This is a genomic window from Pseudomonas sp. St29, from assembly GCF_001547915.1.
Classification (GTDB): domain Bacteria; phylum Pseudomonadota; class Gammaproteobacteria; order Pseudomonadales; family Pseudomonadaceae; genus Aquipseudomonas.
This window is the reverse complement of record NZ_AP014628.1, coordinates 4576240-4599377: the sequence shown is the minus strand read 5'-3', so window position 1 is coordinate 4599377 and position 23138 is coordinate 4576240. Positions and strand designations below refer to the sequence as shown.

16 protein-coding genes are annotated in these 23138 nt (G+C 60.4%); 3 read left to right on the top strand and 13 right to left on the bottom strand.

What is annotated here, in order from left to right; genetic code table 11:
- Window positions 1–167: 167 nt before the first annotated feature.
- The 13 genes from PST29_RS31170 to PST29_RS20275 all read right to left on the bottom strand — a co-directional run bounded on the left by PST29_RS31170 (window position 168) and on the right by PST29_RS20275 (window position 17385).
- Window positions 168–1055, bottom strand: a complete 888-nt coding sequence (locus PST29_RS31170; RefSeq protein ID WP_232513177.1) for a hypothetical protein — start codon at window positions 1053–1055, stop codon at window positions 168–170.
- 103 nt (window positions 1056–1158) lie between these two features.
- Window positions 1159–1608 (bottom strand): hypothetical protein, encoded by a 450-nt coding sequence (locus PST29_RS31925; RefSeq protein WP_148659664.1) that lies wholly within the window; start codon window positions 1606–1608, stop codon window positions 1159–1161.
- Between the two features lie 97 nt (window positions 1609–1705).
- Window positions 1706–2692 (bottom strand): tetratricopeptide repeat protein, encoded by a 987-nt coding sequence (locus PST29_RS20325; protein ID WP_060844194.1) that lies wholly within the window; start codon window positions 2690–2692, stop codon window positions 1706–1708.
- Window positions 2693–2790: 98 nt separating this feature from the next.
- Window positions 2791–3777, bottom strand: coding sequence for a tetratricopeptide repeat protein (locus PST29_RS20320; RefSeq protein WP_060844193.1), 987 nt, complete (start codon window positions 3775–3777; stop codon window positions 2791–2793).
- 97 nt (window positions 3778–3874) lie between these two features.
- Window positions 3875–4861: a tetratricopeptide repeat protein gene (locus PST29_RS20315; RefSeq protein ID WP_060844192.1), complete on the bottom strand. Its 987-nt coding sequence runs from the start codon at window positions 4859–4861 to the stop codon at window positions 3875–3877.
- A gap of 97 nt (window positions 4862–4958) precedes the next feature.
- The gene (locus tag PST29_RS20310) at window positions 4959–5945 is read right to left on the bottom strand and encodes a tetratricopeptide repeat protein (RefSeq protein ID WP_060845161.1); all 987 of its coding nucleotides are present in this window, start codon (window positions 5943–5945) and stop codon (window positions 4959–4961) included.
- Complete coding sequence (locus PST29_RS20305; protein WP_060844191.1) at window positions 5938–8874, bottom strand: hypothetical protein; 2937 nt, start codon at window positions 8872–8874, stop codon at window positions 5938–5940. The genes PST29_RS20310 and PST29_RS20305 overlap by 8 nt, the downstream gene beginning before the upstream one ends.
- Before the next feature lie 94 nt (window positions 8875–8968).
- Window positions 8969–9802, bottom strand: coding sequence for a DUF4123 domain-containing protein (locus PST29_RS20300; RefSeq protein WP_060844190.1), 834 nt, complete (start codon window positions 9800–9802; stop codon window positions 8969–8971).
- Window positions 9787–11871 (bottom strand): type VI secretion system Vgr family protein, encoded by a 2085-nt coding sequence (gene tssI / locus PST29_RS20295; RefSeq protein WP_082729280.1) that lies wholly within the window; start codon window positions 11869–11871, stop codon window positions 9787–9789. The genes PST29_RS20300 and tssI overlap by 16 nt, the downstream gene beginning before the upstream one ends.
- Window positions 11872–11967: 96 nt before the next feature.
- Entirely contained in the window at window positions 11968–12486 is a 519-nt protein-coding gene (locus tag PST29_RS20290; RefSeq protein WP_047305413.1) for an Hcp family type VI secretion system effector, read from the bottom strand.
- Between the two features lie 335 nt (window positions 12487–12821).
- The gene (locus PST29_RS20285) at window positions 12822–14231 is read right to left on the bottom strand and encodes an efflux transporter outer membrane subunit (RefSeq protein ID WP_060844189.1); all 1410 of its coding nucleotides are present in this window, start codon (window positions 14229–14231) and stop codon (window positions 12822–12824) included.
- Window positions 14232–14238: 7 nt separating this feature from the next.
- Window positions 14239–16212, bottom strand: coding sequence for a MacB family efflux pump subunit (locus tag PST29_RS20280; protein ID WP_060844188.1), 1974 nt, complete (start codon window positions 16210–16212; stop codon window positions 14239–14241).
- Window positions 16213–17385, bottom strand: coding sequence for an efflux RND transporter periplasmic adaptor subunit (locus PST29_RS20275; protein WP_060840274.1), 1173 nt, complete (start codon window positions 17383–17385; stop codon window positions 16213–16215).
- Between the two features lie 330 nt (window positions 17386–17715).
- Here PST29_RS20275 and PST29_RS20270 point away from each other — a divergent pair, with 330 nt between their 5' ends.
- The 3 genes from PST29_RS20270 to mgtA all read left to right on the top strand — a co-directional run bounded on the left by PST29_RS20270 (window position 17716) and on the right by mgtA (window position 23127).
- Window positions 17716–18195, top strand: a complete 480-nt coding sequence (locus PST29_RS20270; RefSeq protein ID WP_060840273.1) for a sigma-70 family RNA polymerase sigma factor — start codon at window positions 17716–17718, stop codon at window positions 18193–18195.
- Between the two features lie 149 nt (window positions 18196–18344).
- Window positions 18345–19682, top strand: a complete 1338-nt coding sequence (locus PST29_RS20265) for a lysine N(6)-hydroxylase/L-ornithine N(5)-oxygenase family protein (RefSeq protein ID WP_060844187.1) — start codon at window positions 18345–18347, stop codon at window positions 19680–19682.
- A 679-nt stretch (window positions 19683–20361) separates the two neighbouring features.
- Window positions 20362–23127 (top strand): magnesium-translocating P-type ATPase, encoded by a 2766-nt coding sequence (mgtA, locus tag PST29_RS20260; protein ID WP_060840271.1) that lies wholly within the window; start codon window positions 20362–20364, stop codon window positions 23125–23127.
- The last annotated feature ends 11 nt before the right edge of the window (window positions 23128–23138 follow it).

The following is a 23138-nucleotide window of genomic DNA, read 5'->3' as shown; positions in this document are numbered from 1 at the left end:
GTACTCACTCGCTTGGGTGAATGACAGGTCGCGCTGCCGCTTCCACCATTGATAACTGCATGGGCGTGCCGCCCTTGCGCTTCTGGCATAGCTCCACCAGAGGCAGGTGTTCCTTGAGGCGTTGTTGTAGAAGCGCCCCCGACAACAGTGACGCCGGAGCTGGCGATTCAATCTGGCTTTTCAGGCGATTGGCGTTGCTGTTCAAGATTCTTTTTTTGTTCGATATCGATGAGTCGAGTGGTAGGGCCATTTGGCTCTAAACGTTCCATCACCAGTTTTGGCCAGAGCTTACGACTGCGGCGTTTGGCGACGCTGTAGGTGAACTTCTGAATGGTATTCATAGGACTAAACAATATGCCCATTATTAATAGGTAGAAATCCGCAAAATCCAGAAAATTTTTACCATCGTTTCTTTTGTACTCAGTAAAAATTCGCTCCCACGTATTTTTGAAAAGCTTCGTTCCACTTCCAGAAATCTCCAGCTGACTTTTAATAAATACATCAGAGTCGCTATGTCTACCATGCTCATCAAACCATGGTCCATTATTCATGTATGCACGCAGATACTCCCAAGAGCTTTCCTGCAATTCAAGGCTTTTACCCATAGGTAATCCTAGGCTTAGCATCAACTGTTTTTCCGGATGACAAAAACATTGAACTAAAATCTCCAACGAGGCATGACGCATGTCTCCGGTATAAGGTCCCATCATCTGAGATTGGTATGCAACCGCAGCTATACCATCCCAAGGAGTATGAAATAATTCGTCATCGTGCTGAAAGTAGACTTCACGAGTACGTCGATTGAAAAGTATAGGGGGGGGCACAGAGCGGAGTACTTCCCAAAGAAAAGGCACGATGAATAGAGAAATCGCGATCAAGAGCACTTCCAGTGCAGGCTGATATCTGCCATGCCAAAAAAAATACGCAGATATACATAAAAACATCAACCCAGACATTCCACCCAACATACCTGTCAACATCCCTTTATATGAATCCCCTCCATTGGCAACTTCTAAATAAATTTCATTATGCTCCTCAATATCGAGCAAATTCATGGGCGACCTGCCTGTGGATCTATCCGAATACAAAATCGCACTACTATTTTTCCCGCTTAGCTTGTCCCCTAACAACTTTATAAGTTTTCCTTTAGTCATAATTTCAACTCAAATTAACATCAATGAGTGGCAAATAAATTTCCTCAATGGGTTGATATATTAAATTACCGCGAATACCAGTTAGCTTCATCGCACCGTTCTGATGATAGGCTGCGCTAAGGCACAGTACGCAAGGTTCTTGTCGGATGCGGCTACCAAATTCTTGTTTTAAGGGATTGGGGTCTTCCTCCCCCCACTCCAATGGATAGGAAATCTTGCGGGGTGGGCTGAAGTCCATAAGGGGTTGTTCTTGGGTCCACTCCTCGACTCCGCTAAAAATCACCATGCCATGTTGATAACGTGTTTGGCCCTCCAGCAAAAGAACTAATCGAACTTCATCGACCCACTCACCACTTACCGGGTTGATATCGTTCCAGCGCTGCAACTGCATTGTTGCGGCGCACGTGGAAAATAACAAATCGCATAGTACGCCGATAAGAGTGTGTTTAATCATGCCTGGTCCCTTTATAGACAGACGTTATTTAACGTTCGATAACGCGTTGTACGGCTCCAATATATTGATTGTTACTCCGACTCACTCAAGTAAAAGGTCAATATCCGTAAACAGGCACAAAGTAAGAGAGTGGAGGATGTGTCTTCTCCCACTCTTCTGCAAAAGCCACGCCTTGTTTTATTTCATCAGGCGTCATCTTTGCGGCTATTTTTACAAGGCTTTTTTTGCCAAAATCAGCTATCCCTGCTCCACCTCCCGCCCCTCCACCTTCAAACTTTGATATCAAATAGGTAAGCCCGTAGCCTTTTATTAAGTCAATCGGGTATCCAAACCCGTTGGGGATATGGGCGACGTGGAGGGCGTAAGTACTGACTGAGCCAATATGGCCGCCTTCGGCAGCTTTTTTGAGCCAATACCCAATTTCTTCCTTACTACCGTTATTTTCGAATAAATAGTTGGCATAAGAAAACATACCTAATGGATAGCCGCCCTCTGCCGATGCCTTAAACCATTTTTTAACCGCCTTTTGGCGATTGCCCGGAATGAAAAACCAGCCGCCACCGTCCTCATAGACGCCAGCCAATAATTTCTGCGCATAACTGTCTCCAGCCTCGGCAGCCTTTTCCAGCCATCCCAGGCCTTGGCTGGCGGTGTACAGCACAGTCATGGCCTCGGTGTCGCCCTGTTCAGCGCGCTCATGGGCTAGTTTCAAGGCGTTTTTCCGCCACTCTGGGCCGGCTTTGCCAGTGCAGGTGCCCATCTGATGGCACAGGTCACTGCTGTTGCTCAAGCGCAGCATTGCGTAGAGGTCGCCCTGCTCAGCGGCGGCCTCATACCATTTCCTTGCTTCGACAGTGGTGTAGCGTTTGCTAAGGCGAATCGCCTCGGCCAGGTAATACTGCGCGGTGCGGTCACCGGCCGCAGCGGCCACTTGCAGCAGGGGTTGGGAGTCATGCCAGTCACTTTGTTGATAAAGCACCAGGCCTTTATCTCGAGCGGCTTGCTGCGACTCGGTTAGCTGGGCCACGGCGATGGTGGAAAACAGCAGGGCGCATAGCGCGCCAATAAGAGTGCACTTAATCATGCTTTGTCCTTTTATAGACAGGCGTTATTTAACGTTCGATAACTCGTCGGGCAGGGCCCGATATAGTGACCGCCGCTCCGACTCATTCAAGTAAAAGATCAATATCCGTAAACAGGCACAAAGTAAGAAAGTGGCGGATGTGTCTTCTCCCACTCTTTCGCAAAAGCCACGCCTTGTTTTATTTCATCAGGCGTCATCTTTGCGGCTATTTTTACAAGGCTTTTTTTGCCAAAATCAGCTATCCCTGCGCCACCTCCCGCCCCCCCGCCTTCAAACTTTGATATTAAGTAGGTAAGTCCATAGCCTTTTATTAAGTCAATCGGGTATCCAAATTCATTGGGCATACCGGCAACGTGTAGGGCGTAAGTACTTAATGAATCAATATGGCCGCCTTCAGCAGCTTTTTTGAGCCAATATCCAATTTCTTCTTTACTACCGTTATTTTCATATAAATAGTCGGCATAAAAGAACATCCCCAACGGATAGCCCCCTTCTGCTGAAGCCTTAAACCATTTTTTAACCGCCTTTTGGCGATTGCCCGGAATGAAAAACCAACCCGCGCCATCTTGATAGCGGCCAGCCAGAACTTTCTGCGCATAACTGTCTCCACCTTCGGCGGCCTTTTCCAGCCATCCCAAGCCTTGGTTGGCGATGTACAGCACGATCATGGCTTCGGTGTCACCCCGCTCGGCGCGCTCATGGGCTAGTTTCAAGGCGGTTTTCCGCCACTCTGGGCCGGCTTTGCCAGTGCAGGTGCCCATTTGATGGCACAGGTCGCTGCTACTGCTTAGGCGCAGCATCGCGTACAGATCGCCCTGCTCAGCGGCAGCCTCATACCATTTCCTTGCTTCGACAGTGGTGTAGCTGCTGCTAAGGCGAATCGCCTCGGCCAGGTAATACTGCGCGGTGCGATCACCGGCCGCAGCGGCCACTTGCAGCAGGGGTTGGGAGTCGTACCAGTCACTTTGCTGGTACAGCACCAGCCCTTTATCTCGGGCGGCTTGCTGCTGCGCCGTTAGTTGGGCCATGGCGGTGGTGGAAAGCAGCAGGGCGCATAGTGCGCCGATAAGAGTGCGCTTAATCATACTTTGTCCTTTTATAGACAGGCGTTATTTAACGTTCGATAACGCGCCGTACAGCTCCAATATATTGGCTGTCACTCCGACTCACTTAAGTAAAAGGTCAATATCCGTAGACAGGCACAAAGTAAGAAAGTGGTGGATGTGTCTTCTCCCACTCTTTTGCAAAAGCCACGCCTTGTTTTATTTCATCAGGCGTCATCTTTGCGGCTATTTTTACAAGGCTTTTTTTACCAAAATCAGCTATCCCTGCTCCACCTCCCGCCCCTCCACCTTCAAACTTTGATATCAAATAGGTAAGCCCGTAGCCTTTTATTAAATCCAGAGGGTAACCATGCCTATCTGGAAGATGTGCAACATTGAGAGCATAGGTACTCACTGCATCAATATAACCAGCTTCAGCAGCTTTTTTTAGCCAATATCCGACTTCGGCCTTACTTTCATTATTTTCATATAAATAGTTCGCGTACATGGCCATCCCCAATGGATAGCCGCCCTCTGCCGAGGCCTTAAACCATTTTCTAACCGCTTTTTGGCGATTGCCCGGAATGAAAAACCAACCCGCGCCATCTTGATAGCGGCCAGCCAGAACTTTCTGCGCATAACTGTCTCCACCTTCGGCGGCCTTTTCCAGCCATCCCAAGCCTTGGTTGGCGATGTACAGCACGATCATGGCTTCGGTGTCACCCCGCTCGGCGCGCTCATGGGCTAGTTTCAAGGCGGTTTTCCGCCACTCTGGGCCGGCTTTGCCGGTGCAGGTGCCCATTTGATGGCACAGGTCGCTGCTACTGCTTAGGCGCAGCATGGCGTACAGATCGCCCTGCTCAGCGGCGGCCTCATACCATTTCCTTGCTTCGACAGTGGTGTAGCTGCTGCTAAGGCGAATCGCTTCGGCCAGGTAATACTGCGCAGTGCGATCACCGGCCGCAGCGGCCACTTGCAGCAGGGTTTGGGAGTCGTACCAGTCACTTTGCTGGTACAGCACCAGGCCTTTATCGCGGGCGGCTTGTTGTGGCGCCGTTAGTTGGGCCATGGCGGTGGTGGAAAGCAGCAGGGCGCATAGCGCGCCGATAAGAGTATGTTTAACCATGCCTGGCACCTTTATAGCAAAACGCCATCCAGCTTTAGATAACGCGCCGTACAGTTCCAATATATTGGCCGCCGCTCCGACTCACTTAAGTAAACGGTCAATATCCGTAAACAGGCACAAAGTAAGAAAGTGGAGGGTGTGTCTTCTCCCACTCCTCCGCAAAAGCCACTCCTTGTTTGATTTCATCAGAAGTTAATTGTGCAGATATTTTTCCCAGAACTTTTTTACTAAAGTCGGCTATCCCTGCGCCGCCTCCCGCCCCCCCTCCTTCAAACTTTGACATTAAGTAAGTAAGCCCGTAATCCTCAATTAAGTTGAGCGGATAATCAAGTTCATTCGGTAGATGAGCTAGATTGCTAGCGTAGGTGCTTACTGAGTCTATATGCCCGCCTTCAGCACCCTTTTTTACCCAATAGCCTATCTCTTCTTTGCTACCGTTATTTTCATATAAGTAGTTGGCATAAGAAAACATACCCAAAGGATAGCCGCCCTCTGCCGATGCCTTAAACCATTTTTTAACCGCCTTTTGGCGATTGCCCGGAATGAAAAACCAGCCGGCACCATCCTCATAGACTCCAGCCAATAATTTCTGCGCATAACTGTCTCCAGCCTCGGCGGCTTTTTCCAGCCATCCCAGGCCTTGGCGAGCGGTGTACAAAACAGTCATGGCCTCGGTATCACCCTGCTCGGCGCGCTCATGGGCTAGTTTCAAAGCGGTTTTCCGCCACTCTGGGCCGGCTTTGCCGGTGCAGGTGCCCATCTGGTGGCACAGGTCGCTGCTGTTGCTCAAGCGCAGCATGGCGTACAGATCGCCCTGCTCGGCGGCGGCTTCGTACCATTGGCGGGCTTCGAGGGTGGTGTAGCTGCTGCTAAGGCGAATCGCCTCGGCCAGGTAATACTGCGCGGTGCGGTCACCGGCCGCGGCGGCCACTTGCAGCAGGGGTTGGGAGTCGTACCAGTCGCTTTGCTGGTACAGCACCAGGCCTTTATCTCGAGCGGCTTGCTGCGACTCGGTTAGCTGAGCAGCAGCGCACGTGGAAAATAACAAACCGCATAGTGCGCCGATAAGAATGTGCTTAATCAATGTTCGGTCCCTCATAACGAATCTTGGTGGCTTGAACCGGCGCAAAGGCCGGCCCTTTATAAACGCGGTCGGAGGTGCAATAACCGTCCAGTCGCCGCCCTAGCTTGGCAGCACACTCACGGTATTCAGCGCGCATATTTGCGTTACCCGGCCCCAATTCCAGAACTCGCTCAGCCATAAACAAGTTAAGCCGTACCCTATTTTCACAGTAGGTCAGCCCTGCCTGCTCCGGACGCACCCCATTGCGGTTCATGCAGATAAGCGCATCCTCGAATTGACGTTGCGCATCGGGCTTGCGCGAGATCCAGATCAGGCATTGGTGAATGGCCTGTTGTTGCAACAACCAAGCTTCGTTCTCACGGAAATGTTCGGGGTCCTTGCCTTCCTCTTTGATGGTAAATGCCCGGGGGGTGCTGATCAGCGCCATCAGCAGCGGCCCCAATGCCTGGGGCGGCAGGTTCAGCACCCAGTCATGCATGACTTCCTGGTTTTTGCCCCGTTTCAAGGTGTAGGCGATCTGCCCGCCGCGGCCGCCGTCGGTCAGGGCCTGATAGAGGGCCTTGATCGTCATGTAACCGCGCAGGTAGAGAAACCCCACGTCAATATTGAGGGCGCCCAGAAACCCCAGTTGCTTGACCAACTGCAAGGCGTCGCTGTCGATCCACTCCAGGTTTTTGTAGTGGTTCCTGGCCATTTCCCGGCACACCAACTCCAGCAGTTGGCCCACGCATTCGTAGCCAATCTCGAACGACATATAGCCTTTGAGGCCCACGCCCCAGATCAGCGAGCGTTGGATGGAGAAGATGAAGCGGCCCTTATGCAGTTGCAGTTTCAGCTCGCCCGAGAGGCCGGCGCCCACACCGGCTGCCACTTCAATGTCGAGCTTGGCCAAGGGCAGCCAGGGGTTGTTCGGGCTGCGGTGGGGGACCGGAGCCGGGGGCAGCACGCTGGCCGGTGGGTACCAGTAGAGTTGGCCGCTGAGCTTGCAACCGGCTTGCGCACCCACGAACAGATTGAACTTGCCCAGCTCGCCTTTCTTCTCGGCGATGTCCAGCCCGGCGATGCTGGTGTAGCCGGTTGCCTGATCCAGAGTCAGGTCGCGGGCCAGCAGCAGACTGGCACCGGTAAACCCCCAGGCCTTGGCGCTCAAGTTGAGCGATAACCGGCCTAAATCCAGGGTTCGACGGCTGCCGTCGTAAGCGATGTAGCTGGGCGTCAGGGGCAGGGCGTTGCTGCGTTTGGGCAGTTCGACATTGAACAGGCTGACCTCACCGCGCCACAGGGCGACATCCAGGGTCAATTGGGCGTTGAGAACTTGCGCGCCCTTGCCCTTTTTCCATTGCGGCCCCTGCACCTTGAACGCGGTTTGCTGCATGCGGTCTGCCGGCAGCAGGCAACGTATCAGCTGTGCCTGGGTGCTGTTGTCGAACAACATCATGTTGCGCAGTTGTCGATCCTCGAAAACCATGGCCTTGAGGGTGGCTCCCCAGCGCTGGCGTTTATCCTGCGCTTGCAGGCTTTCAACCTGAAAGCCGCTGGCCTCTAGAGCGGCAAAGAACTGCTCGGGCACAAACAGGCCATTGTCATCGAACCAGGGGCCTTTTTCGTCTAGCGGATGCGCGCCCTCCTGCTGTAGCCAGGTGCTGAACACCTGATCATCGTCCGCTTGCTTGGCAATCGACTTCGGCAACACCTTAAGGCCGCCGGACGCTGCGCCGAGTACGTCCATGCCCAGCTTGGCGAAGTTCTTGAGGCTGATGTGATTCAACACATCCAAGGCATCTGCGCTGCTGAATTCGCGCAGAGGAATGTCCATCTTGACCAGGCGTTCGATGGGTTGGGGGCTATAGCTTTGCGGGTCCCAGAGAAACAGGCGCGGCGGCAGCGAATCTCGCACCCGCGCCTCAGCGGCGTCTTTGATCTGTTGCGCCTCTTCGTTCAAGCGACGCCACTGGTCTTGCAGTTCAGTAAAAATCTCCCCGGGCGGCGCGACGTTACCGGCTGTGGCCGACACCCAGTGCGCGTAGCGCTCCTCTATACGCACTTCGAGGGCGCGGCGTTCGGCCAAGAGTTTGCCGTAGGCCTGAAAGTCTTCGCTGCCTTGGTTTTGATCATCCGGGCTGAGGGCAAACTCGGGAACGGCGATGCCGCACTCGGCGAGGTTGACAATGGCATCCAGGTAGCTGCGCATTGGCGCCTCAAGGTTGAGGATATTGATCCGGACACCGCGCAGCGCCCTCTCATCGACCACACCGCTGCTGATGAATGTTTCGTGCAGCTTCTTGTAGTCTCGCAGGTGCTCCCAGTACGTCGCGATGTTGCGGCCGCCGGGATCGAACAGGGTGAAACCGCGCTCGACCGCCTTGCGTTGCTCGGCGATATAGACATCCACCGCGTCACGGGCCTCCAAGGCACGCGGGGTGTAGAACACTCCGTTCTCACGTTTGTAGCCAAGGGCCTCTGCACGGCGATAGCCAATCTCATCCAGCTCGGCAATGTTCTGTTGGTGCTTTATGACCCGACGCTGGCTATGGAACAGCGCGCGCTCGGCCTGCATGGCTGCCGTGCTGTCACCCTTGGCCTTGGCGATCTCCCAATCGCTGCGGTACTGGGCTTGTTTGTCCGGTTCTTCGAGGAGCGTGGCTTTGCTGTGTTCATATCGGTGGCGTTCGCCGGTATCGCTTTCGCTGACTTCGAGAAAAGCCTCAGGGCCAGGGGTGATGAAATAGTCCAGCAAGCCGGAGTCGGCAATGCTGCTCATGCGCGCCGCTCTGTCGCTATCAACGGTCTGTTGGCGCAGGAGGAGGATGTTCTCCTGCAACTGATCCTTGACCCGCTTGGGCAATAACCAGAATCGACGCTGGCCGGTGACATAGATGATGTCATGGTAGTTTTTGCTGCAACCGGGCTGGGTGTCCCGGCAGTTCACCTCAGGGTCTACGGCTGCGCTCGGCCCATCAGCCGGGAGCTGTATCGGGAAGTCCGAGTCAGTATTCACTTGCGCTTCAGACGTACCTGTCATGTCAGATTTCCAATCGCTGTATTTTTTCGAATGCCGGTAATTCGCTGCGCAGCACCTCCATCAGGCGAGGATGTTCCCGGAGCGAGCGTTGGCTCAGATGGGGTAGCAAAGGGCCCAGGTGTCGTCCTTCATCAACCCCGTGCTCCACAAGCAGGCGCAGGTTAGCCAGCACTCGCGGCAGTTGTTCGTCGGCCAGGCTGCCTGCCGTTTCGGCTTGATAGGCACGCACCCAATACCACCAGCGGATTTCATCCGCAGCGGGCAGGGTGCTGTCAGGCAAGCGCAGTGGGTAGCCCACATCATGGGAAACCTCACTGACGACCTCAGCCTGCTCCCAGACGCGCCACATCCGGTCGTCGGGATGCGCCGGTGGGGTGTAGACGCTATGCCAGGGGCCAAAGAGGAATGGGCTGGCGGTCGTTAGCGCCAACGCACTCCAAAATGCCGGATCGTAAAATCGCGCCAGGGCCGCACCGTGAGTTGGGCTATGCATCTGCAGCAAGCGACGGGCGTGCTGCAGTGCCTTGGACGGGTCAGTGTTGGAGGTCAACAGGACGCCGGAGCGGCGGGCCTGGCAGAGCCTCGCGACCTCCGATAGCGCCGGGCTTTGCACGTCTACGTGCAACCAAAGCGGGCTCACCTGATTGAGCTCGGCAAACGCAGTGCCTTGAAAAACCTGTTCGATATGCGACACGCCAGTCAGTTGATAGAGCTGCTCCAGAACACGAGGTTGTCGCACGTTGTCGACGAGGCAATACACCTGGCGCTTACCCGCATGGCTCCAGGGTTCCGCAGTTACCGGTCGTTTAAGGAACTCACTCAGCCACGTAGACATGTGCAATCCTCGCGTTTGCAAACACCGTTGGTTTGCAGGCCACAGGTCGGTATCAATGGCAGCCCCTGCCGGCTTTTGCGTAAAAACGGATTGAGCAGCGCAGATGCCGGCAGACTTCCCGGCTTATCCCCATCCGCCACCCGCAACGGCCCCGGCAACAACGGCGCCGCACCAGTGCCACTGCCCGGGCTGCCGCCGGAGTTGTTATTGACCAGGGCGCCGCTGAGGGCCACGCCGCTGCCGTCGATCTTGATCCAGCTACCGCCGCCCTTGAGGGTCAGTTCGCTGCCGGCTTCGAGCACCACTTTCAGGCCACTGGCGAGGTGGATTTCCTGGCCGGCCTCGATGAACAGGCCGTTGCCCAGTTGCAGGTGCTGGCTGCCGGCGATGCTCAGGTGATCACTGGCGCGGGCTTCGACTTTGCGCTCGCCATGCACGGTGTGGTGTTCTTCGGCCTTGAGTTCGCTGTAGCTGTTGGCCTCCACCGTGTCGTGGCGCTGGTGGCCGACGCGGATTTTCTGGTCGTGCTGGACCTGCTGATCCCAGTCGCGCTGGGCGTGGATGAAGATCTGCTCGGCGCCTTGTTTGTCTTCGATGCGCAGTTCGTTGAAGCCGCCGCCGTCGGGGCTGCTCAAGGTCTTGAAGGTGCTGCGGGTCTTGTGCGCCGGCAGCGGATAGGGGACGACGTTTTCCTTGTGGTACAGGCAGCCGGTGATCAGGGGCTGGTCGGGGTCGCCTTCGAGGAAGGTCACCAGCACTTCCATGCCGACCCGGGGGACGGCGATGGCGCCGTACCAGGCGCCGGCCCAGGCCGAGGACACCCGAAGCCAGCAGCTGCTCTTGTCGTTGCCCTGGCCCTCGCGGTCCCAGTGAAACTGCACCTTGACCCGGCCGTGGGCGTCGGTGTGGATGTCCTCGTCCTGAGGGCCGGTGACCTTGGCGGTCTGGCTGCCAAGAATCCGCGGCTTGGGGTGTTCCAAGGGCGGGCGATGGGGCACTTCCCAGGGGGTGGCGGTGAAGCGGTTGCGGTAGCCCTGGTGAAAGCCTTTTCCGGCCCGGATGTCGCTGGTGATGGACTCTTCCAGCACCTGCGGCTGTTTGCCTTCGTGGAGGACTTCGGTCAGCAGCCACAGGTCGTTCCAGGCCGGGTGGGGGTGCCCGCTCAGGGGCAGGAAATGCCCGCTGCGCAGGCTTGGCTGGTCGCTGTGGCCGCTGGCCTGGCGGTAGTCGCTGCGGTGCCGTTCCAGGGCGCGCCTGGCCAGATGCTTGCCGCGCTCGCGGTCGGTGAAGCGTCCGGGGTAGGCGTAGTCTTCAAGGTCCGGCTCGGCTTTTGGCTCTTGCGGTTTGGCCGCTCCCTGCATCAGCAGGCGCGGTTTTTCGAAGTCGTAGTCGCGGCGCGTGGTGCGGCTGGGGCGCGCCTCCAAGCGCAGCTCGAAACGCTTGATCACCGGCTCGCTGGCCACCAGGCCGGAGTCTTGCCGGTAGGCCACCGGGGCCAGTTTGCGGAACACCGTCTGGTCTTCGCCGAACACCAGTCGATGCCCGTCGCGGCTGTGCTGAAAGTGGTAGTGCAGGCCCTCTTCCTCGCACAGGCGCTGGATGAAGCGCAGGTCCGATTCGTCGTACTGCACGCAGTACTCGCGCTCCGGGTAGGGGCCGGCGAGGTGGAAGTGGTAGTCGTTGCCGAGGATGCCGTGTTCCTCCAGCACCCGGGCGATGATCTGCGGCACGCTCAGGTGCTGGAAGATCCGTTGGTTGATGCGCTGGCCCAGATAGGCCAGGCGTGGGCCGAGGGTGATCTGGTAGTGGCTCAGGCGACGACCGCGGTCGCCTTGGGCAATGCGCTGGATCTGCCCGTGAATGCCGCTGCCATCAGCCGCCAGTTGCAGGAAGGCCGGGGTGTGCAGCAGCGCGTCCAGGTCCAGGTTGGAGCGTTCGCTGACCAGCTCCAGGTCGAAGGCAAAGGGCCGGCTGATGCGTTCCCGGCCCTGCAGGCCGAGCACTTGAAAGTCGTGGGGGCGACCCTCCAGGGTCAGGCTGAAATGCGTCTGGTCGGCGGCGGCGAACATTCCCTGTGCCTCGATGCGGGCAGTGCAACTGCTGGATGAATAAGGGCCCGGACCAGCGAAGCTGGCCAGGGCGCGGTAAGGGTCGAGCGGCCTTCCTTAGCCGGTGACCGGGGTCCGCCAGTCATCGGAGCCGGAAGTGCCGGAGACTTCGTGGGTCCAGGTGATCTTGCGGTAGGTGAAGTGCACGTCTTCCAGGTGGGTGAAGTGGGCATTGCCCGGGTCCTGGCAGTTGTGCATGTAGTCCTTGATGTCGACGATGATCGCGTCCTCAAGGGTGGTGGTGTAGTAGTGCTCCTGGGTGCCGGCGGCGGAGGTGCGGTACCACTGGATGACGATCTCGGTCAGGCGCTCGCCCGAGGTCAGCGCCGCCAGCAGCAGCGGCGAAGCCTTGTCGAAGACCTTGGTGATGATCACCGGCTTGTGCACCCGCTGGCCGGTGGGCTGGCCGGACTGCGGATCGCGGGGAATGATCACTTCGTGCTGAAAGCCCTGGACCATGACCTGGTCTTCATGACCTTCCTGGTAGGTGTTACCCACGGAATCGGCGGTAAAGGCCCCGGCGGTGATCAGCCCCTGTTTGGTGCCGGTGACCGACATATACGCTGGCGTTGCCATGCATGCTCTCCTTGCAAATCACTAAAGAAACCCCGGCCGGATGACCGTGGGCTGCAGGAGTGATTACAAGGTCTGTGCCAGCAACTGATTAGTTGTTTTGAATCAGTGAGTTACTGATTAATTGGCGGTGTTTGGCGGACTTTTTCGAGGAAATACCGGGAAAAGTGCGCAACATGTTGCGCAGTGCTGTGCAAGATCTTGCGCACCTTGAAGCAGGCCATGCAGCAAGGCCATTACCGCGATCTGTGCACAGGCTTATCCACAGATGACTGCGCAAGATGTTGCGCAGTTGCAAGATTATCCACAGAGGGCGGGGTTTAGTCGTTTGGCTGCTATCACCGCGCCTCGGGTCCTGGCACCTGCCAACCACCGCCCAGGGCCTTGTACAGGGCAATGCTCGACTGCAGCCGCGACAGCCGCAGTTGCACGTTCAGATCCTGGGCGGCGTACAGGGTGCGTTGGGTATCGAGCACCGTCAGCAGGTCTTCGGCGCCGGCCTGGTAGCGGCTCTGGGCGATCTCGAAGGCCCGTTGCGCCTGATTCAACTCCTCGCTCTGCCACTGACGTTGCTGGTCCAGGCCGCGAATGCTGTTGAGGGCTTTTTCCACGTCGGCAAAACCGTTGATGATCGCCCCGCGATAGCTTTCCAGCAGTTCTGCTTGGCGGGCCGTGGCCTTGTCCCGTTCGGCGCTCAGGCGCCCGGCGTTGAAGATCGGCGCCACCAGCCCGGCGCCGAGGTTGTAGAAGGGACTGCGCAGCAGGTCCGGGGCGTGGCTGGCGCCGGAGCCGAGGCTGGCGGTCAGGGTTACGCTGGGCAGCATCGCTGCGCGCGCCACTTTGACGTCGGTCTGGGCTGCGGCCAGTCTGGCTTCGGCGCTGGCAATGTCCGGGCGCCGGGTCAGCAGGTCGCTGGGGACGCCGGCGTTGATGCTCGGCCATTGCAGTTGGGCGAAGTCCTGTTGGCCCAGGTTGAGCCCCTGCACCGGTTGCCCGAGCAGGGCGGCGAGGGTGATCCGGGCTTCCTCGGCCTGTTGTTGCAGCAGGGGCAACTGGCGTTGCTGGGCGGCGACCAGGCTGCGTTGCTGGGCCAGCTCCAGGGCGGTGGCCGAGCCCGAGTCGTAGCGGGTCTGCACCAGCTTGAGCACGTTCAGGGCGTTGTCCAGATTCAGCCGGGCGATGCGGCTTTGTTCGCTCAGCGCCAGGGCCTGGGTGTAGCTGTTGGCGACGCCGCTGAGCAGGGTTAGCTCCACGGTGGCGCGGTCGAACTCGCTGGCCTTGACGCCCAGCAGGGCGCTGTCGCGGGCGGCTCGCCGGCCGCCCCAGAAGTCGACCTCGTAGCTGGCGCTGAGGCTGGCGTCGAAATAGTCCACGGCCTGGTTGTCGCGGGTGGCGTCCAACTGGCTGTAGCCCTTGCCGCGCAGCAGTTTCTGCCGGTTGGCGTTGAGCCCGCCCTTGAGCTCGGGCAGCAGTGGCGCGCCGGCGATCACCGCGCTGGCCTGGGCCTGGCGCACCCGGGCCACCGCTGCGGCCAGATCGAAGCTGCCCTCGCGGGCTTGGGCGATCAAACGGTCCAGCTCCGGGCTGGCGAACTGGCTCCACCATTGCCGGTTATCGGCCTGGGCGGCGGGGGTATCGGCGGTTTGCCAGGTGGCGGGGGCTTGCAGCCCGCTGTCCGGGCGTGGCGCGGGGCTGTTGCAGGCGGTCAGCAGGAGGCAGGCGGCCAGGAGGCTCAAGGGTGTTTTCATCGATCGATCATTCACTGGTAAGGGCCGTGACCGGGTCGAGCCGGGCAGCTTTGCGGGCCGGCATGAAGCCGAAGATGACGCCGGTGACCAGGGCGCAGCCGAAGGCGCCGAGGACGGCGACCAGGGAGAAGGCGACCGCTACTTCACTGAGGATCAGCACGCCGCCGATCAGCAGGGCCAGGGCGATGCCGGTCAGGCCGCCGACCACCGAGAGCATCACCGCTTCGGTGAGGAACTGGCGCAGGATGTCGCGCTGGCGAGCACCGGTGGCCATGCGGATGCCGATCTCCCGGGTGCGTTCGCGCACGGTCATGAGCATGATGTTCATCACCCCGATACCGCCCACCAGCAGCGAGATCGCGGCAATGGCGCCAAGCATCAAGGATAGGGTGTTCTGGGTGCGGGCCTCGGCCTGGATCATCGCCGCGTTGTTGGTCAGCTCATAGTCGCGCTTGCCGTTGTGCAGGCGCAGCATCAGTTGGTCGATGGCTTGTTCGGTTTCCTTGACCTTGCTCGCGTCCGCCGCGGCGATGGCCACGTACTCCGGATTGCGGCTGCCGAACAGGCGGGTGCTGGCGGCGGAGTAGGGCACGGCGATGCGGTCGTCGCTGTCCTGGTCGCCGGAGCTGGCGCCTTTGCCCATCAGCACGCCGACCACCTGGAACGGCGCGTTTTCGATGAGGATGTACTGGCCGATGGGGTTGGCGACGTCCTTGAGGAGTTTTTCCCGGACCTTCTTGCCGATCACCGCCACCGCGGCGCCGGCCTGTTCGTCGGCCTCGGTGAAGTAGCTGCCTTCGACCACCGGCCAGTTGAAGATGTGCGGGAAGTTGGTGTCGTTGCCGCCCACGTAGCTCATGTGATCGGCGTTGCCGAAGCGCACCACGGCTTCGGCGCCGTTGACCGGCATGATGCGCTTGACCTGGGGCAGGGTGGCCACGGCGGCGACGTCGCTCAGGGTGATGATGCCCTGGGGCGCCCGGGGATTGGGTGCGTGTCCGCTCAGATAAAGAATGTTCGAACCGAACGCCCCCATCTGCGCCATTACCTGGCGCTTGCTGCCTTCACCCACAGCCAGCATCACCACCACCGAGGCCACGCCGATGACGATGCCCAGCAGGGTCAGGGCGGTGCGGAAGCGGTTGATCCACATCACCCGCCAGGCGGCCTGCACCGCATCCAGCAGTTCGCCTTTCCAGGCGCCGCTGGCGTCGCTGCCGTCGGCCAGGCGCTGGCGCAGGTCCACCGCCTGCAGGGCGCCGGGGTTGGTGCTGGTCTGTACCGACGGGTCGCGCTGGGCGGTGTCGCTGATGATCTCGCCGTCGCGGATCTCGATGATGCGCTTGGCCCGGGCCGCTACTTCACGGTCGTGGGTGATGAGGATCACCACGTGGCCCTGGCCGGCCAGTTCGTCCAGCAGGGCCATGACTTCGGCGCCGCTCTGGCTGTCCAGGGCGCCGGTGGGTTCGTCGGCGAGGATGATGTGGCCGCCGTTCATCAGGGCGCGGGCGATGGACACCCGTTGCTGCTGGCCGCCGGACAGTTGATGCGGGCGGTTGCCGCTGCGGCTGGCCAGGCCCAGGCGCTCCAGCAGGGCGGCGGCGCGGGCGTGGCGTTCGGCGGTCGGGGTGCCGGCGTAGATGGCCGGCATCTCGACGTTTTCCTGGGCCGAGGCCGAGGGGATCAGGTGGTAGCCCTGGAACACGAAGCCAAAGGCTTCGCGGCGCAGCCAGGCCAGTTCGTCGCTGTCCAGTTGGGCGACGTTCTCCCCGGCGAACAGGTATTCCCCGGACGTCGGGCGGTCCAGGCAGCCGAGGATGTTCATCAGGGTCGACTTGCCGGAGCCGGAGGCGCCGACGATGGCGACGAATTCCCCGGCGTGGATCGACAGGTCGATGCCGCGCAGGACGTCGACTTGCGGGCTGTCGCCGCCACCGTAGGATTTGCGGATGTCTCTGAGGTCGATCAGCGGGGTCTGCATTCAACCCCCGCTGCTGTTGGCCGGGCCGATCAGCAGGTGCTCGCCCTCGTCCAGGCCGTCCAGGACCTGGATGCGCAGGCGGTCGCTGATGCCGACCCGGACCTTGCGCTCGTCGATCGAGCCGTTCTTGGCCACCACCCGGGCAATCTGCCGGTCCGGCTCGCTGCTGCCCTGCAGGGCGGCGATGGGCGCGGTGAGGACATTTTTCGCCTGGCTGGCGACAAAGAACACCTGGGTGGTCATTTCCGCCATCAACGCGTTGTCGGCGTTGTCCACGTCCAGCAGCACGGTGTACAGCACCACCCGGCCGCTGCCGCTCTTGCTGGTGCTGGTGGGGCTGCCTCCGCCCTGGCTGGTTTCGTTCAACGGCTTGGGCGGGATCGGCAGGATCTGGCGCACGGTGCTGGTCCAGCGCCGGTTGCCGCCGCTCAAGGTGGTGAAGTAGGCCTGCATGCCGGGTTTGACGTGGCCGATGTCGGCTTCCGAGACTTCGGCCCAGACGGTCATCGGCGAAAGTCTGGCGATGCGCAGGATCAGCGGGGTCTGCTGCTGGGCGTTGAGGGTCTGGCCTTCGCGGGCGTCTACCGCCACCACGGTGCCGGACATCGGCGCATAGATGCGGGTGTAGCCCAGCTCGGCCTGGTCGCTGCGCAGGCTGGCCTGGGCCTGGCGGATCTGCGCCTTGTACATGTCGATGCGCGCCTGGGTGGCCTTGAGTTCGGCCAGGGCGGTCTGCACGTCTTCTTCGCGGGTGGCGCCGCCGGCGTTGAGATGCTGCTGGCGCTGGTATTTCTGCCGGGCCAGCTGGTTCTGCGCGTATTGCTCTTGCAGCTGGGCCTGGAGGTTTTCGATGGAGAAGCGGCTGGCGTCGAGCTTGGCCTGCTGGGTGGCGGGGTCGATCTCCACCAGCAGTTGGCCTTCCTTGACCGTGTCGCCGGCCTCGACGTGGATCTTGCGGATCTGCCCGGAAGCCTGGGCGCCGACATCCACATAGCGTCTGGGTTGCAGGGTGCCCAGGGCGGTGACGCTGCTTTCGATATCGCCCCGGCTGACTTGTACCGTGGCGAGCTGGTCGCGTCCGGGGGGAATGAAGGTCCAGGCGCTGATGGCGACAACGGGAATCAGGCACAGCGCTGCCAGCAGGGCGCGCCGGGTATGTCGGGGACGTTTCATGCAGGGTTCCGGCCAGGGGGAAATCGGCCCGTCACAGCAGCCGGCCGCGGGGCGGGCGGCAAGGCTTGCGGCCACCGCGGGAACGGCGAAGACGGGGAGCTGTCAGGTAAACGAGCTGCCACAGGGGGAATTTAACTGCCGACACATGGAGTTACAGCTGTCGCCAGGCTGATAAATCAACCGCTGTGGCGCGGCGCCACTTTAAATCTATATGAGAATTACTATAAATTACGCTGCTGCTAAACAGCCATCACGAATTACCGGGTGCAAGTGGCCATTGACGGCCTTGTTCAAGGACAGAATCGCCCCCCCGGGCGGTCGGGAGCCCAGTTGGAAAACTACTATCGCGAGCTGATGTGCTTCCTCAACGCCAAGCTGGGCAATCGCCAGGTGGCCGAGGATGTGGTGCACGACGCTTATGTGCGGGTCCTGGAGCGCTCCAGCGATACGCCCATCGAGCAGCCGCGGGCGTTTCTCTATCGCACGGCGCTGAACCTGGTGATCGACGGCCATCGGCGCAATGCCCTGCGCCAGTCCGAGCCCCTGGAGGTGCTGGACAACGAGGAGCGCTACTTCAACCCTTCACCGCAGACCAGCCTCGACCACGGCCAGCGCCTGGAGATGCTGCAACGGGCCCTGGCGGAACTGCCGCGGCTGTGTCGCGAGAGTTTTCTCCTGCGCAAGCTCGAAGGCCTGTCCCATCCGCAGATCGCCGAGCAGTTGGGCATCTCCCGCAGTCTGGTGGAGAAGCACATCGTCAATGCCATGAAGCATTGCCGGGTGCGGTTGCGGCAGTGGGACGCTCAATAAGGCGTTGCCATTGCGACGCATTTAGTTAAATTTTTTTTCATTTTCCTCGTCCCTACTCAACAGACGATCCGCTGTCCTGCATGGGCCAGTCGGGTCACCGTGACACTTTATCTCCCGCGTTGAGGCGGTTTATCCAGAGGACACTGGAAATGACACAGGCAATTGCATCGGCCCACGTTCACGATTTGATCGGTATCGGTTTCGGCCCCTCGAACCTGGCGCTGGCCATTGCGCTGGAAGAGCGCGGGCAGGAGCACGGTCCGCTGGATGCGCTGTTTCTCGACAAGCAGGCGGACTATCGCTGGCATGGCAATACCCTGGTGACCCAGAGCGAACTGCAGATTTCCTTCCTCAAGGACCTGGTGACCCTGCGCAATCCCACCAGCCCCTATTCCTTCGTCAACTACCTCAAGCATCACGGGCGCCTGGTGGACTTCATCAACCTGGGCACCTTCTATCCGTGCCGCATGGAGTTCAACGACTACCTGCGCTGGGTGGCCGGCCACTTCCAGGAGCACAGCCGCTACGGTGAAGAGGTGCTGGCCATCGAACCGCTGCTGCACAACCAGCAAGTCGAGGCATTGCGGGTGATTTCCCGGGATGCCCAGGGCGCCGAGTTGGTGCGCACCAGTCGTGCGGTGGTGGTCAGCGCCGGCGGCACGGCGCGGGTTCCGGAGACCTTCAAGGGGCTCAAGGACAATGCGCGGGTGTTTCACCATTCCCAGTATCTGGAGCGCATGGCCAGCCAGCCCTGTGTCAATGGCCAGCCGATGCGCATCGCGATCATCGGCGGCGGGCAGAGCGCGGCGGAAGCCTTCATCGACCTCAACGACAGTTTTCCTTCGGCGCAGGCCGACATCATCATGCGTGGCTCGGCCCTCAAGCCGGCGGATGACAGCCCGTTCGTCAACGAAGTGTTCGCCCCGGCCTTCACCGACCTGGTATTCCAGCAGACCCGCAACGAGCGCGAGCGTCTGGTCAACGAGTACCACAACACCAATTACTCGGTGGTGGATGTCGACCTGATCGAGCGCATCTACGGCATCTTCTACCGGCAGAAAGTCTCCGGTGTGGCGCGCCACAGCTTGCGCACCATGACCACGGTGGAGAAGGCCACGGCCACTGACCTGGGCATCGAGCTGATCCTGCGCAACAACGCCACGGGCGAGCGCGAAGTGCGGCATTACGATGCCGTGGTCCTGGCCACCGGCTACGAGCGGCAGATGCATCGCCAACTGCTGGCACCGCTGCAGGAGTACCTGGGCGATTTCGAAGTGGACCGCAACTATCGGGTGATCACCGACGAACGCTGCAAAGCCGGCATCTACATGCAGGGCTTCAGCCAGGCCAGCCACGGCCTGAGCGATACTCTGCTGTCGGTGTTGCCGATCCGCGCCCAGGAGATCGCCGATTCGCTGTACGAACACGGCAAGACCCGCGGCCACAGCCGTTCGGTACGGGACCTGCTGCTGGCTACCGCCAGCTGATGGCGCGCCGCTGCCGCTGCTGTCGGCAGCGGCGGCCGCTGCCACAAAAACGTCATTTTCTGCCTGTTCCTGAACCTTGGCTGAAGAACTTTTCAATTCCCCGAGCCAGGGTTTTTCCCCGGTTTACTCTGCATAGGGCGCGGCGTAAGCTGCGCGCGTTTTCAACCATTGGAGGCCCAGTGTGGGTACTTGTTCGAGTGACAGGAGTCGGCCGGTCTTGACCACCGGCGCAGTCCCGGCAAGATAGCGCGCAGCCTTTTTCCTGCCGCTGTCTCGCCGTACAGCGAGAGGCGGCATCCCGATCGCGGCCCCTTTGTGGCCCGCTTCCCGACGTCCCTTCTTGACGACTCTGTTTCGCCCCCGGTCCGGCCTTGCGCCGCTCGTGGTGGCATCGACGCGTGGGTCCTGCGACCTGCGGGCCGGCCGTGCGCGGACGCTTGAAGCGTTGCGTCAGGCCTGGCCGTACCTGCCTGTGGTTGTCCTGTGTCGTCCTTGCGGGGGAGCCGTCATGGGTTACATCAGTCAGCGTCATCATCGCCAGCAACATCGTCCGTCCCTGTCGGTGCGATGGCCCCGGGCGTGAGCCCTGTCCCGTGCCTTTGCCCACTACCCTGACTGTTTAGTTGCATCACTGACGTCCCCGTGCCGCTGGCCGGACGTCTGTGCAGGAGTCATCACCATGAAGCTCAGCCTGTTGAAAGAATTTTTCGCCGGATTTCTCCGAACCCGGCACTTTTCCCGGCATTTCCGCCGCCTGGCGCTGCTGGACAGTATTCGCGACGCCAGCGTCAGCCGCGATGTGCCGCCGACCCTGGGGCAGACCCTGGTGGCCGCGGCCAACAGCGACGCCGCGCAACTGCTGGACCAGCTCGGCAGCCACACCGATGGCCTGAGCACCGAGGAGGCCGAAGCCCTGCGTGAGCGCTATGGCCTCAATGAGGTGGAGCACGAGCAGGCGCTGCCCTGGTGGACCCACCTGTGGCACTGCTACAAGAACCCCTTCAACCTGCTGCTGACCCTGCTGGCGGTGATCTCCTGGCTGACCGAGGACATGAAGGCGGCCACGGTGATTTTCTCCATGGTGGTGCTCTCGACCCTGCTGCGGTTCTGGCAGGAGGCCAAGTCGAACAAGGCCGCCGATGCCCTCAAGGCCATGGTCAGCAACACCGCCACGGTGATGCGCCCCGGTTCGGCGCCCCAGGCGGCGCCCATGCTCGGGCGTCTGCTGGGGGCCGCTGCCGAGGCCACGGGCGCACAGCGGATCGAACTGCCGATCAAGCAACTGGTGCCCGGCGACCTGATCGTGCTCTCGGCCGGCGACATGATTCCCGCCGACTGCCGGGTGCTCAGCGCCAAGGACCTGTTCGTCAGCCAGGCGGCGATGACCGGTGAATCCATGCCGGTGGAGAAGTTCCCGCGCCAGCAGGACGCCGATACCAGCAATCCCCTGGACCTGGACAACATCCTGTTCATGGGCACCAACGTGGTCTCGGGCTCGGCCACGGCGGTGATCCTGACCACCGGCAACAGCACCTATTTCGGTGCCCTGGCCCAGCGGGTGAGCGCCACCGACCGCGCCCCGACTTCGTTCCAGAGCGGGGTCAACAAGGTCAGCTGGCTGCTGATCCGCTTCATGTTCGTCATGGCGCCGCTGGTGCTGTTCATCAACGGCTTCACCAAGGGCGACTGGATGGAGGCGCTGCTGTTCGCGCTGTCGATCGCCGTCGGCCTGACCCCGGAAATGCTGCCGATGATCGTCACCTCGACCCTGGCCAAGGGCGCGGTGTTCCTCTCGCGCAAGAAGGTCATCGTCAAGCGCCTGGACGCGATCCAGAACTTCGGCGCCATGGACGTGCTGTGCACCGACAAGACCGGCACCCTGACCCAGGACAAGATCTTCCTGTCGCGGCACGTGGACGTCTGGGGCGAGGACTCCGACGACGTGCTGGAAATGGCCTACCTCAACAGCTACTACCAGACCGGGCTGAAGAACCTGCTGGACGTGGCGGTGCTGGAGCACGTCGAGGTGCACCGCGAGCTCAAGGTCGCGACGGCGTTCCAGAAGGTCGATGAAATTCCCTTCGACTTCACCCGGCGGCGCATGTCGGTGGTGGTGGCGGAAAAGGATCGGCCGCACCTGCTGATCTGCAAGGGCGCGGTGGAAGAAGTGCTGGCGGTATGCCGCAACGTGCGCCATGGCGAGGCCGAGGAAGCCTTGACCGAGAGCCTGCTGGCGCGGATTCGCCAGGTCACCGCCGACCTCAACGAAGAGGGCCTGCGGGTGGTGGCGGTGGCGGCCCGGCCGATGCTCGAAGGGCGCGACACCTACAGCCTGGCGGACGAGCGCGAGCTGACCCTGATCGGTTACGTGGCGTTCCTCGATCCGCCCAAGGAAAGCACCGCCCCCGCCCTCAAGGCCCTGGCCGAGCATGGCGTGGCGGTCAAGGTGCTGACCGGCGACAACGAACTGGTGACGGCGAAGATCTGCCGTGAAGTCGGCCTGGAGCAGCAGGGCCTGTTGATGGGCAACGACATCGAACGCATGAGCGACGAGCAGCTGGCCAAGGCAGTGGAAACCACCAACGTCTTCGCCAAGCTGACCCCGACCCACAAGGAGCGGATCGTCCGCCTGCTCAAGGCCAACGGCCATGTGGTGGGCTTCATGGGCGACGGGATCAACGATGCGCCGGCGCTGCGCACCGCCGACATCGGTATTTCGGTGGACAGCGCGGTGGACATCGCCAAGGAAGCGGCGGACATCATCCTGCTGGAAAAGAGCCTGATGGTGCTGGAGGAGGGCGTGCTGGAAGGGCGCCGGACCTTCGCCAACATGCTCAAGTACATCAAGATGACCGCCAGCTCGAACTTCGGCAACGTGTTCTCGGTACTGGTGGCCAGCGCCTTCATCCCGTTCCTGCCGATGCTGCCCATGCACCTGCTGGTGCAGAACCTGCTCTATGACATTTCCCAGATCGCCATTCCCTTCGACAACGTCGACGAGGACATGCTCAAGCAACCCCAGCGCTGGCAGCCGGCGGATGTCGGGCGCTTCATGGTGTTCTTCGGGCCGATCAGCTCGATCTTCGACATCACCACCTTTGCCTTGATGTGGTACGTGTTCGACGCCAACACCCCGGATCACCAGACCCTGTTCCAGTCCGGCTGGTTCGTGGTGGGGCTGCTGACCCAGACCCTGATCGTGCACATGATCCGCACACCGAAGATTCCGTTCCTGCAGAGCCGGGCGGCCACGCCGTTGCTGGTGATGACCGGGATCATCATGGCGGTGGGGATCTTCCTGCCGATGGGGCCTTTGGCGCACTACTTCAAGCTGCAGGCGCTGCCGTCGCTGTACTTCGTGTTCCTGCCACTGATCCTGCTGGCCTACATGACCCTGACCCAGGCGGTGAAGGGCTTCTACGTGCGCCGCTTCGGCTGGCAGTAATGCTGCCCTGT

What these genes read in the sequence shown, in the direction of transcription:
- PST29_RS20265 (WP_060844187.1), top strand. Translation starts at nt 18,345, where the DNA reads ATGACACAGGCAATTGCATCGGCCCACGTTCACGATTTGATCGGTATC.
- PST29_RS20290 (WP_047305413.1), bottom strand. Translation starts at nt 12,486, where the DNA reads ATGGCAACGCCAGCGTATATGTCGGTCACCGGCACCAAACAGGGGCTG.
- PST29_RS20300 (WP_060844190.1), bottom strand. Translation starts at nt 9,802, where the DNA reads ATGTCTACGTGGCTGAGTGAGTTCCTTAAACGACCGGTAACTGCGGAA.
- tssI (WP_082729280.1), bottom strand. Translation starts at nt 11,871, where the DNA reads ATGTTCGCCGCCGCCGACCAGACGCATTTCAGCCTGACCCTGGAGGGT.
- PST29_RS20285 (WP_060844189.1), bottom strand. Translation starts at nt 14,231, where the DNA reads ATGAAAACACCCTTGAGCCTCCTGGCCGCCTGCCTCCTGCTGACCGCC.
- PST29_RS20275 (WP_060840274.1), bottom strand. Translation starts at nt 17,385, where the DNA reads ATGAAACGTCCCCGACATACCCGGCGCGCCCTGCTGGCAGCGCTGTGC.
- PST29_RS31170 (WP_232513177.1), bottom strand. Translation starts at nt 1,055, where the DNA reads ATGAATTTGCTCGATATTGAGGAGCATAATGAAATTTATTTAGAAGTT.
- PST29_RS20325 (WP_060844194.1), bottom strand. Translation starts at nt 2,692, where the DNA reads ATGATTAAGTGCACTCTTATTGGCGCGCTATGCGCCCTGCTGTTTTCC.
- mgtA (WP_060840271.1), top strand. Translation starts at nt 20,362, where the DNA reads ATGAAGCTCAGCCTGTTGAAAGAATTTTTCGCCGGATTTCTCCGAACC.
- PST29_RS20280 (WP_060844188.1), bottom strand. Translation starts at nt 16,212, where the DNA reads ATGCAGACCCCGCTGATCGACCTCAGAGACATCCGCAAATCCTACGGT.
- PST29_RS20320 (WP_060844193.1), bottom strand. Translation starts at nt 3,777, where the DNA reads ATGATTAAGCGCACTCTTATCGGCGCACTATGCGCCCTGCTGCTTTCC.
- PST29_RS20315 (WP_060844192.1), bottom strand. Translation starts at nt 4,861, where the DNA reads ATGGTTAAACATACTCTTATCGGCGCGCTATGCGCCCTGCTGCTTTCC.
- PST29_RS31925 (WP_148659664.1), bottom strand. Translation starts at nt 1,608, where the DNA reads ATGATTAAACACACTCTTATCGGCGTACTATGCGATTTGTTATTTTCC.